Source organism: Pseudomonas khavaziana, from assembly GCF_019145205.1.
GTDB lineage: Bacteria > Pseudomonadota > Gammaproteobacteria > Pseudomonadales > Pseudomonadaceae > Aquipseudomonas > Aquipseudomonas khavaziana.
The window spans coordinates 46,068-57,283 of record NZ_JAHSTT010000009.1 but is presented as its reverse complement, the minus strand read 5'-3'; the positions used below and the strand labels follow the sequence as shown (position 1 = coordinate 57,283).

7 protein-coding genes are annotated in these 11,216 nt (G+C 60.3%); 1 reads left to right on the top strand and 6 read right to left on the bottom strand.

The genetic code is table 11. The features are described from left to right. Window positions 1–4 precede the first annotated feature (4 nt). Window positions 5–964 carry an AAA family ATPase gene (locus KVH01_RS20910; RefSeq protein ID WP_217882734.1) on the bottom strand — a complete coding sequence of 320 codons (960 nt, stop codon included), beginning with the start codon at window positions 962–964 and terminating at the stop codon, window positions 5–7. A 426-nt stretch (window positions 965–1,390) separates the two neighbouring features. Beyond that, entirely contained in the window at window positions 1,391–1,744 is a 354-nt protein-coding gene (locus KVH01_RS20905; protein WP_217882733.1) for a hypothetical protein, read from the bottom strand. A 480-nt stretch (window positions 1,745–2,224) separates the two neighbouring features. Here KVH01_RS20905 and KVH01_RS20900 point away from each other — a divergent pair, with 480 nt between their 5' ends. Continuing rightward, window positions 2,225–7,084: an NAD-glutamate dehydrogenase gene (locus KVH01_RS20900; RefSeq protein WP_217882732.1), complete on the top strand. Its 4,860-nt coding sequence runs from the start codon at window positions 2,225–2,227 to the stop codon at window positions 7,082–7,084. Window positions 7,085–7,183: 99 nt separating this feature from the next. Here KVH01_RS20900 and KVH01_RS20895 read toward each other — a convergent pair whose 3' ends face one another. From KVH01_RS20895 to KVH01_RS20880, 4 genes are all read right to left on the bottom strand, one after another. Then, window positions 7,184–8,188: an SEL1-like repeat protein gene (locus tag KVH01_RS20895; RefSeq protein ID WP_217882731.1), complete on the bottom strand. Its 1,005-nt coding sequence runs from the start codon at window positions 8,186–8,188 to the stop codon at window positions 7,184–7,186. A gap of 65 nt (window positions 8,189–8,253) precedes the next feature. Continuing rightward, window positions 8,254–8,949, bottom strand: coding sequence for a GntR family transcriptional regulator (locus KVH01_RS20890; protein ID WP_217882730.1), 696 nt, complete (start codon window positions 8,947–8,949; stop codon window positions 8,254–8,256). Between the two features lie 17 nt (window positions 8,950–8,966). Next, entirely contained in the window at window positions 8,967–9,668 is a 702-nt protein-coding gene (locus tag KVH01_RS20885; protein ID WP_217882729.1) for a FadR/GntR family transcriptional regulator, read from the bottom strand. A gap of 81 nt (window positions 9,669–9,749) precedes the next feature. Further along, the gene (locus KVH01_RS20880) at window positions 9,750–11,060 is read right to left on the bottom strand and encodes a C4-dicarboxylate transporter DctA (RefSeq protein ID WP_124400867.1); all 1,311 of its coding nucleotides are present in this window, start codon (window positions 11,058–11,060) and stop codon (window positions 9,750–9,752) included. Window positions 11,061–11,216 lie beyond the last annotated feature (156 nt).

Genomic DNA, 11,216 nt, shown 5'->3' with positions numbered 1-11,216 from the left:
GACTTCAAGCGACGGCAACAACGTCAAGAATGCGTTGTACCACGCGGTCCTGGTCAACCCCGGCGGCTTCGGCCTCGAATGACAGGATGATGCGGTGGCGCAGTACGTCGAACAGCACCGCCTGGATATCTTCCGGGCTCACGAAGTCACGACCTGCCAACCAGGCATGGGCGCGGGCGCAACGGTCCAGGGCGATGGAACCGCGGGGGCTGGCGCCGTAGGCGATCCACTCGGCCATTTCCGGGTCGAACTTGGACGGGGTACGGGTGGCCATCACCAGCTGTACCAAGTATTCCTCCACCGCATCGGCCATGTACAAACCGAGGATTTCCTTGCGCGCGGCAAAGATTGCCTGCTGGCTCACGCGGCGCTCGGGCTTGGTTTCGCCATTCAGTGCTTCGCCCCGCGCCTGTTGCAGGATGCGCCGTTCGACGCCGGCGTCCGGGAAGCCGATTTTGACGTGCATCAGAAAACGGTCGAGCTGGGCTTCGGGCAGCGGGTAGGTGCCTTCCTGCTCGATCGGGTTCTGGGTAGCCATCACCAGGAACAGCGGCGACAGCTCATAGGTGCTGCGGCCCACGCTGACCTGGCGCTCGGCCATGGCCTCAAGCAAGGCCGATTGGACCTTGGCCGGGGCGCGGTTGATTTCGTCGGCCAATACCAGATTGTGAAAGATCGGCCCCTGCTGGAACACGAAGCTGCCGGTTTCCGGGCGATAGATCTCGGTGCCGGTGATATCGGCGGGCAACAGGTCGGGGGTGAACTGGATACGATGGAACTGCGCTTCGATGCCTTCGGCCAATTCCTTGATCGCCTTGGTCTTGGCCAGCCCCGGTGCGCCTTCGACCAGCATGTGGCCGTCAGCAAGCAGGGCGATCAGCAGGCGATCGATGAGTTTTTCCTGGCCGAGAATCTGCGTAGAAAGAAAGGTTCGCAGCGCGAGCAGCGCTTCACGATGTTCCATCGATGACGGTTCCTGGAAAGATGGGCCTGATGGTCGAGCGCGAGCGCCAGGCTTGGGAGGCTTACTTTAATGCATCGAGGGGGGTGGCGACTAACGACGTCACGGGTATTTTCAGAAAAACTTGTAGGACTTTTGTGTGGGAACACCGTCAATGTGGGAGCGGGCTTGCCCCCGATGGCGGTGTGTCAGTCACAGATGTATTAACTGGCGCGCCGCTATCGGGGGCAAGCCCTAATGCCAGTCAGTTAAGGCTTTTTTGTAGGAGCGAGCTTGCTCGCGAAAAACTTACAGGCGCCGCGTTCATTCAGCAAACACGCGTTATCGTTGACGTTTTTCGCGAGCAAGCTCGCTCCTACAGAAGGCGATGACCGCTTAACTGACTGGCATTAGGGCAAGCCCCCTCTCACACTAAATCTATAGTGCAGGTTAAATCCGGATGAAAGTGCCAGTGCCCTTAAGGATGTTCTGCAAGGTTTGCTCCACTTCGGCCAGGTCGGATGCGGCCGTGGCGTGGGTGATCTCCAGATGATCCTTGCCGCCCAATGCATCGGCATCGCCTGCGGCGAGATCTACCAGCAAGGTCGTGTCACTCAGGGTGACCTTCAGGCCATCCAGGGTCGACGGCTCGTAATCCCAAGTCAGTTCCACTTCATCTTCATCCGGGTAGCGGCTGAGCATGAACATCTCGCCGTTCCTGCCATGGCAGCAGAGCATGGCCATGTTGTCTTCTTCTTCGTCGCACGGAGTTGCCATCAGGGCGTCGGTTTTCAACTGCAGCATGGGAAATCCTGTGTGGAGGAGGGCGTTGCGCTGGCAATTGTGCCATTGCGGCGAATTTTATGCTGCAGGGTGTGTCAGACCCCGGGCATGACCTGGGGGGCGGTATCAGTCATTTTCGGTACTCGGGGGTTGAAAAACGCAGGTTTTTAGCACGGAAAAACGCGGTTGCCCAAGTTGCAACCTATTGCCTGCTTACCGATGACCGAATATGTCGCAGCGTCGCAAGCAGCGGTCTTCCTACACTCGTTAAGCTGCGCAACGTATGTGCCCCGCGCCAGGCGCTTGACCTGCCCGTCGTACCGTCACCCGGCAGGGGCACATCTTATGGACGTTGTATGTGACCTGACTGTCTTGTCCAGCTTCACCCACCTGTCGCCCTGATTCGTTTATCGTGTCCCACGAACAGAGCCGACGGGTCTCCCCGTAAGGGGATAACACACGACGCTTCCATCAATAACAAGCCCAAGCGGAGTACCACAGATGGCGTTCTTCACCGCAGCCAGCAAGGCCGACTTCCAGCATCAACTGCAAGCGGCACTGGCGCAGCACATCAGTGAACAGGCACTGCCACAAGTGGCGCTGTTCGCTGAGCAATTCTTCGGCATCATTTCCCTGGACGAACTGACCCAGCGTCGCCTTTCCGACCTGGCCGGTTGCACCCTGTCTGCCTGGCGCCTGCTTGAGCGCTTTGATCACACCCAACCGCAAGTGCGGGTCTACAACCCTGATTACGAACGTCATGGCTGGCAATCGACCCACACCGCGGTCGAAGTGTTGCACCATGACCTGCCATTTCTGGTCGACTCGGTACGCACCGAGCTGAACCGCCGCGGCTACAGCATCCACACCTTGCAAACCACCGTGCTCAGCGTACGTCGTGGCAGCAAGGGCGAGCTGCTGGAAATCCTGCCAAAAGGCACCCAGGGCGACGGCATCCTGCAAGAATCGCTGATGTACCTGGAAATCGACCGTTGCGCCAACGCCGCCGAGCTGAACGTGCTGAGCAAAGAGCTTGAGCAGGTGCTGGGTGAAGTGCGCGTGGCCGTGGCCGATTTCGAACCGATGAAAGCCAAGGTCCAGGACCTGCTGGCCGGTATCGACGCCAGCCCGTTTGCCATCGACGGCGAAGAAAAAGCCGAGATCAAGAACTTCCTCGAATGGCTGGTGGGCAATCACTTCACCTTCCTCGGCTACGAAGAGTTTGTGGTACGTGACGAGGCGGACGGCGGTCATATCGAATATGACGCCAGCTCCTTCCTCGGTCTGACCAAACTGCTGCGCGCCGGCCTCACCGCCGAAGACCTGCGCATCGAAGACTACGCCGTGGCCTACCTGCGCGAACCGACCGTGCTGTCGTTCGCCAAGGCTGCACACCCAAGCCGCGTGCACCGCCCGGCTTACCCGGACTATGTGTCGATCCGTGAAATCAGCGCCGACGGCAAGGTCATCAAGGAACACCGCTTCATGGGCCTGTACACCTCCTCGGTGTACGGTGAAAGCGTACGGGTGATTCCTTACATCCGTCGCAAGGTCGCTGAGATCGAACGTCGTTCGGGCTTCCAGGCCAAGGCGCACCTGGGCAAGGAGCTGGCCCAGGTGGTTGAAGTGCTGCCCCGTGACGACCTGTTCCAGACCCCGGTGGACGAGCTGTTCAACACCGTGATGTCCATCGTGCAGATCCAGGAACGCAACAAGATCCGCGTGTTCCTGCGCAAAGACCCGTACGGTCGTTTCTGCTACTGCCTGGCCTACGTGCCGCGTGACATCTATTCCACCGAAGTGCGCCAGAAGATCCAGCAAGTGCTGATGGATCGCCTGAAAGCATCGGACTGCGAGTTCTGGACCTTCTTCTCCGAGTCGGTACTGGCCCGTGTGCAACTGATCCTGCGGGTCGATCCGAAGAACCGCCTGGACATCGACCCGCTGCAGCTGGAAAAAGAAGTGGTGCAAGCCTGCCGCAGCTGGCAGGACGACTACGCCAGCCTTGTGGTGGAGAGCTTCGGCGAAGCCCACGGCACCAACGTGCTGGCCGACTTCCCGAAAGGCTTCCCGGCCGGCTACCGCGAGCGTTTTGCCGCGCATTCGGCCGTGGTCGACATGCAACACCTCAACAGCCTCACCGAAGCCAACCCGCTGGTGATGAGCTTCTATCAGCCGCTGGGCCAGGTCTCCGGCCAGCGTGAGCTGCATTGCAAGCTCTACCACGCTGATACCCCGCTGGCGTTGTCGGACGTGCTGCCGATCCTGGAAAACCTCGGCCTGCGCGTGTTGGGCGAGTTCCCGTATCGCCTGCGCCATGCCAATGGCCGCGAGTTCTGGATCCATGACTTCGCGTTCATCGCCGCCGAAGGCGTGAACCTGGATATCCAGCAGCTCAACGACACCCTGCAGGACGCGTTCGTGCACATCGTGCACGGCGATGCCGAGAACGATGCGTTCAACCGCCTGGTGCTGACCGCCGGCCTGCCATGGCGCGATGTCGCGCTGCTGCGTGCCTACGCTCGCTATCTCAAGCAGATCCGCCTGGGCTTCGACCTGGGCTACATCGCCAGTACCCTGAACAACCACACCGACATCGCCCGCGAGTTGACCCGGCTGTTCAAGACCCGCTTTTATCTCGCGCGCAAACTCACCGCCGACGACCTGGAAGACAAGCAGCAGCGCCTGGAACAAGCGATCCTCACCGCCCTGGACGACGTTCAGGTACTCAACGAAGACCGCATCCTGCGTCGCTACCTGGACCTGATCAAGGCCACGCTGCGTACCAACTTCTACCAGACCGACGCCAACGGCCAGAACAAGTCGTACTTCAGCTTCAAGTTCAACCCGCACGCGATCCCCGAGCTGCCAAAGCCAGTGCCGAAGTTTGAAATCTTCGTGTACTCGCCGCGTGTCGAAGGCGTGCACCTGCGCTTTGGCAATGTCGCCCGCGGTGGGCTGCGCTGGTCCGACCGTGAAGAAGACTTCCGTACCGAAGTATTGGGCTTGGTAAAAGCCCAGCAGGTTAAGAACTCGGTGATCGTGCCGGTGGGCGCCAAGGGCGGTTTCCTGCCGCGTCGCCTGCCATTGGGTGGCAGCCGCGACGAGATTGCGGCCGAGGGCATCGCCTGCTACCGCATCTTCATTTCCGGCCTGCTGGACATCACCGACAACCTGAAGGATGGCGCCCTGGTACCGCCGGCCAATGTCGTGCGCCATGACAACGATGACCCGTACCTGGTGGTGGCGGCGGACAAGGGCACTGCGACCTTCTCCGACATTGCCAACGGTATTGCCATCGACTACGGCTTCTGGCTGGGTGACGCGTTTGCCTCCGGCGGTTCCGCCGGTTACGACCACAAGAAGATGGGCATCACCGCCAAGGGCGCGTGGGTCGGTGTGCAGCGTCATTTCCGTGAGCGCGGCATCAACGTGCAGGAAGACAGCATCACTGTGGTGGGCGTCGGCGATATGGCCGGTGACGTGTTCGGTAACGGCTTGCTGATGTCCGACAAGCTGCAACTGGTCGCAGCCTTCAACCACCTGCATATCTTCATCGACCCGAACCCGAACCCGGCCACCAGCTTTGTCGAGCGCAAGCGCTTGTTCGAGCTGCCGCGTTCTTCGTGGACCGACTACGACACCAGCATCATGTCTGAAGGCGGCGGTATCTTCTCGCGCAGTGCCAAGAGCATCGCCATCTCGGCGCAGATGAAGGAACGCTTCGACATCCAGGCCGACAAGCTGACCCCGACCGAACTGCTCAACGCCTTGCTCAAGGCGCCGGTGGACCTGTTGTGGAACGGCGGCATCGGTACCTACGTCAAGGCCAGCACCGAGAGCCATGCCGATGTGGGCGACAAGGCCAACGACGCGCTGCGCGTCAACGGCAACGAGTTGCGCTGCAAGGTAGTGGGCGAGGGCGGCAACCTCGGCATGACCCAGCTGGGGCGTGTGGAATTCGGCCTCAATGGCGGCGGTTCCAACACCGACTTCATCGATAACGCCGGTGGCGTGGACTGCTCCGACCACGAAGTGAATATCAAGATCCTGCTCAACGAAGTGGTGCAGGCCGGTGATATGACCGACAAGCAACGCAACCAGTTGCTGGCGAGCATGACCGACGAAGTCGGCCACCTGGTGTTGGGCAACAACTACAAGCAGACCCAGGCCCTGTCCCTGGCGGCGCGCCGTGCCTACGAGCGTGCCGCCGAGTACAAGCGCCTGATGAGCGACCTGGAAGGCCGAGGCAAGCTGGATCGCGCCATCGAATACTTGCCGACCGAAGAGCAGCTCAGCGAGCGCGCCTCTGCCGGCAAGGGCCTGACCCGTCCGGAGTTGTCGGTGCTGATCTCGTACAGCAAGATCGACCTCAAGGAAGCGCTGCTCAAGTCGCTGGTGCCGGATGACGAGTACCTGACCCGTGACATGGAGACCGCGTTCCCGCCGAGCCTGGTGGCCAAGTTCTCCGAGGCCATGCGTCGGCACCGTCTCAAGCGCGAGATCGTCAGCACCCAGATCGCCAACGACCTGGTCAACCACATGGGCATCACCTTCGTGCAGCGGCTCAAGGAGTCCACCGGCATGAGCCCGGCGAACGTGGCCGGCGCCTATGTGATCGTGCGTGACATCTTCCACCTCCCGCACTGGTTCCGTCAGATCGAAGCCCTGGACCACCAGGTCAGCGCCGATGTGCAACTGGAGCTGATGGATGAGCTGATGCGCCTGGGCCGCCGCGCTACGCGCTGGTTCCTGCGCAGCCGTCGCAACGAGCAGGACGCCGGGCGTGACACCGCGCACTTCGGCCCGCACCTGGCGGCGTTGGGCCTCAAGCTCGACGAGTTGTTGGAAGGTCCGACCCGCGAAGGTTGGCAGACCCGCTACCAGGCCTACACCGAAGCCGGCGTGCCGGAGTTGCTGGCGCGTATGGTGGCCGGTACGACCCACCTGTACACCTTGCTGCCGATCATCGAAGCCGCCGATGTGACCGGGCATGATGCTGCCGAAGTAGCCAAGGCCTACTTCGCGGTTGGCAGCGCCCTGGAGCTGCCGTGGTACCTGCAGCAGATCAGCGACCTGCCGGTAGCCAACAACTGGCAGGCCCAGGCCCGCGAAGCCTTCCGCGACGACGTGGACTGGCAGCAACGGGCGATCACCATTTCGGTGTTGCAGATGGCCGACGCGCCACAAGACATGGAAGCCCGCGTGGCCCTGTGGCTTGAGCAACACCAGGACATGGCTGATCGCTGGCGCGCGATGATGGTGGAAATCCGTGCAGCTGTGGGCACGGACTACGCCATGTACGCGGTGGCCAACCGTGAGTTGCTGGACCTGGCGTTGAGCGGTCAGTCAGTGCTGTAAAAGTGCTGGCAGAGCGTTAAACCCAGAAAAGTCCTCGTGTCGAAAGACACGAGGATTTTTTTTGCAGCCGCGCTGATCAGGTTTCAGGCCAAGGCGCGGTCAATGGGGTGAGTAACCTACAACTACCTTCGGCTCATAGTATTTAGGAGCCGAGGCTATTTTACTTGCCAGCTCCGACTGACTAGCTGGGACGGCTTCATGGTCAGCCACATTCATTTGATGATCGATGAAATTGAGCGCCTCTTCCAGCCCCGGGACAGGCCTGGTGGTAGCCGTTCTATTCCACTCGAATTTCAGCGCGGCATAGGCCTTGGGCAGGTCTCTGTCCATGCCATAGGTACGAGCAGGCTTGGTTTTGTCCCGTGCAAGGGCGGCAAGAGCATAGCCATACTCCAGCAACCCGTCCGGGTCACCTGTCCACGCCAATTGAGCAAGCCTTCGCTGCTTTTCGACCATTGTGGCGGTTGAGGTCGGGGAGAACACACGGTCCGCGAGTGCCCATGGATATCCGCTATCCGCGGCTCTTTGACACAGCACTTCAATTTCGGCCGTGCGCTCTACGGCGTTGGGCATCAGTCCCGGGTGTTCCCGGTAGGTTTGGGCGAGTTTATAGAGGGCCCTGGGATTGCCGGTGTCGGCAGCCTTGGTCAGCCAGGTGATGTCCTGGGTCAGGGCATACAGGTTGAACATGCTCTGTATGTCACCCTGGGCAGCACCCGCCGTGGACAGTGCCTTAGCCTTTGCCAGCGATTGGCTGTCACCCAGCCACATCAAGGCCAGGACGTGATCCTGTGCCGCTGCGAGCCTGAGCCATCCTAGAGTCTGCGCAAATGGGTAGCGGAACCCTCCGAGTTGGTAGCCGGTGCAGGTAGCCATGGCGTATTGCGCTTCGGCCTCGCCCGCCAGCCCAGGGAAGGTCAAATAGAATTCGGCCTCTTCATAGCGTTTTTGATGGAACAACGCTGTACCGATCGCTTTCGACGTATTGGTCAGTTCGGTCAACGAGGTTTTCAGCGGCTCTGGCAGGGAGGCTTTTTGCTCGTTTAATTGGCTGATGAGGGTGTACAGGTTCTCGTAAACTTTTGGATCAATGATCATCTTCAATGCCAGTCATGAAGCACTCAATCAGTGCGAAATCCAGGCTATGGGAAGATGCCGGCAAGCCGGCGCTATATATCTAGGGCAGGGGCGATTAGGCGGCATTGGAGGTGATCCAGGTGTTGGGTCATTCGCTCTACAGCGGTGGCGCAAGCATGCTGCTCCACGGCATTGGCAATCGCGGCGTGCTCTTCCCAGGTACAGGCCGTATGGGCTGTTTCTGGGCATTGCGCAATGGCCAGAGCCGTCAAAGGCACCAGGCTATTGAGGAATTGCGACAGTGGCGCATTCCTCGCCATTGCCGCCAATTGCAAGTGGAATTCCCCCGACAAGCGGATCGCGGTCCCGCGTTGTCCACGGGCCATGCAGTCGCGTTCGCGGTTGATCAGTTCGCGCAATTGGTATACCTGGGCAGGCGTTGACTGAGCGCACGCCAGCTGAACCACGGTTATTTCGACCATGCGCCGCGCCTCCAGGATCTGCCGGGTTTGCAGGGCGTCCGGCGCAGCCACCTGGGCGCGTTGGTTGGGGCGCAGGATGATCACTTGCTGCCGGGATAGCTTTGCCAGCACGCGGCGGATCACACTGCGGCTCGCACCAAAGGTCTCAGCCAGGCCTTCCTCAGTAAAACGACTGGCGGGGGCGAGGCGTTGTTCCAGGATGGCGTCGAACAGTCGAGGGTAGATGTCATCCACCGAAGACTTTTTGCTGCCGACCAGGCGCAGGGGCGCAAGGATGGTTTCGTAGTGCATAGCGTGAGCATTCATGGCCTGCCTCCAAAAATTCAGCTGCCCAGATGGTCGTCCGGGATATTCAGGCGAATGCCCATGCGCAGGCCTTCCTGAAGGATGTGCCGCCGCATTTCGGCACTGGCCAGGGCGCTGTTTTTGTTGCGGATGGCGCGCACGACGGCTTCGTTTTCCTGCAGGCGCTCGGCCAGGTGTTCAGGCGAGTTGCGCAGCACTTGTGCGCTTTGCTTGAGTGCGGTGCTGGTTTGCTGCACCACATTCTGGAAAATCGGGTTGGAGGTGAGGGCGAACAGTTCTTCGTGGAAATCGATATAGGCGTTCATGCCGGCTTCGGCATCGCCTGCGTCCAAGGCTTCGCGCATGTCCATCAGGGTCAGGCGCAATTGGCCGACTTCCTTGCTGCTGATGGACTGCGCCACCAGGCCGACGATAAAAGGTTCGAGGGTGTAGCGCAGTTGCAGGATATCTTCGAGACTGGCGTCGGCAACGGCGTCGCTTGCGTGTGGCTCGCTGATGTTGGTTTCCAGCACCACCACGCCCTTGCCGGGCATGGAGCGCACCAGGCCGAGGGTTTCCAGCACGATCACGGCTTCACGCAGGCTCGGGCGGCTGATGCCCAACTGTTCAGCCAATTCACGCTGGCCGGGCAGCATTTCGCCGCGCCGCCACTGGCCGCGCTTGAGTGCGGCGCGCAGTTTTTCTACGACTGAATTGACGACGGTTGAGGTGCTGATCACGTCGTGCGCTCCTTAAGTTGCGAATACGAGGTTCAAACTGTTGAAGATCAAAGTGTGGGAGGGAGCAAGCCCCCTCACACATTAGAATTCCTGATGCGCCGGCAGTACCGGTTTCTTGGCCTGGAAGGCATACCCTTGCTGGCCGTCCAGCACCTTGTTGGCGCGCTGGATATCAATATCTTTTTCCCAGCGGGCAATCGCCACGGTAGCCACGCAGTTGCCGATCAGGTTGGTCAGCGCACGGCCAATGCCCATGAACCAGTCCACTGCCAGTACCAGCACCAGGCCGACCACCGGTATGGCCGGGATCGCCGTGAGCGTCGCCGCCAGGATTACCAGCGCCGAACCCGGAATACCGTGGGCGCCTTTGGAGGTGATCAACGATACCAGCAGAATGGTCAACAGGTCGGTCATCGACAAGGGGGTGCCGGTGGCGTTGGCGATAAACACGATGGCCAGGGTCAGGTAGATGGAAAAACCGTCGAGGTTGAACGAGTACCCCGTGGGGATCACCAGGCCCACGGTGGAGCTGCCGATACCCAGGTGTTCCAGCTTGCGCATGATCTGCGGCAGCACGGCATCGGAAGAAGCGGTGCCCATCACGATCAGCAACTCTTCGCGCAGGTATTTGAGCAGGGGCAGCATGCGCAGGCCCGACAGGCGCATCACCAGCCCGAGGATCAGCCCGACGAAAGCAAAGCAGGTCAGGTAGAACAGCCCCACCAGGCTGCCCAGATGTTGCAGGGAGTCGAGGCCGTAGGTGCTGGTGGTGAACGCGATCGCGCCAAACACGCCAATCGGCGCCAGGCGTACGATCATGCCCATGATGCGGAAGATCACATGGCTCAGCTCGTTGATCAGTCGCGAGATGCCGCTGGCCGCTTCGCCCACCAGGTTCAGTGCACTACCGAACAGCACCGAGAACAGCAGCACTTGCAGCACGTTGTTGTCGGCGAATGCGCCGATCACCGAGTTGGGGATCAGGTCCATCAAGAACTGGCTGGTGCCCTTGATGTGCTGGCCCTTGTCGGCCAGTTCGTTCAAGCCGGCGGACGACAGTTGCTCCAGATGAATGTTAGCGCCGCTGCCAATGCCGGTGCTGAACGCCATGATCAGCCCGAGCACCAAGGCGACGGTGGTCAGCACTTCAAAGTAGATCACCGACTTGAGGCCGATGCGTCCGACTTTCTTCAAGTCGCCGGCGCCGGAAATACCGCTGACCACCACGCAGAAGACGATCAGGCCAATCAGCATTTTGATCAGCTTGATAAAGCCGTCGCCCAGGGGTTTGAGTTGCGAGGAGAATTCGGGGAGGGCCAGGCCGCAGACTATGCCCAGGATCAGGCCAATCACGACTTGCAGGAAAATCGAACGCGAGCACCATCTGAGCATGGGAAGGATCTCTATTCGGTGCCCTGGTGGTTCCAGGGCTTAATTGTTGTGGTCTTACCGGTAAGTCCAGTGCGCAGCCAGTCTACGCTTGGCTTTTTTCAAATCACAAGCAAATATTCGGCGGTCGGCGGGTTCCGGTCTGACCAGTGAGTCGGT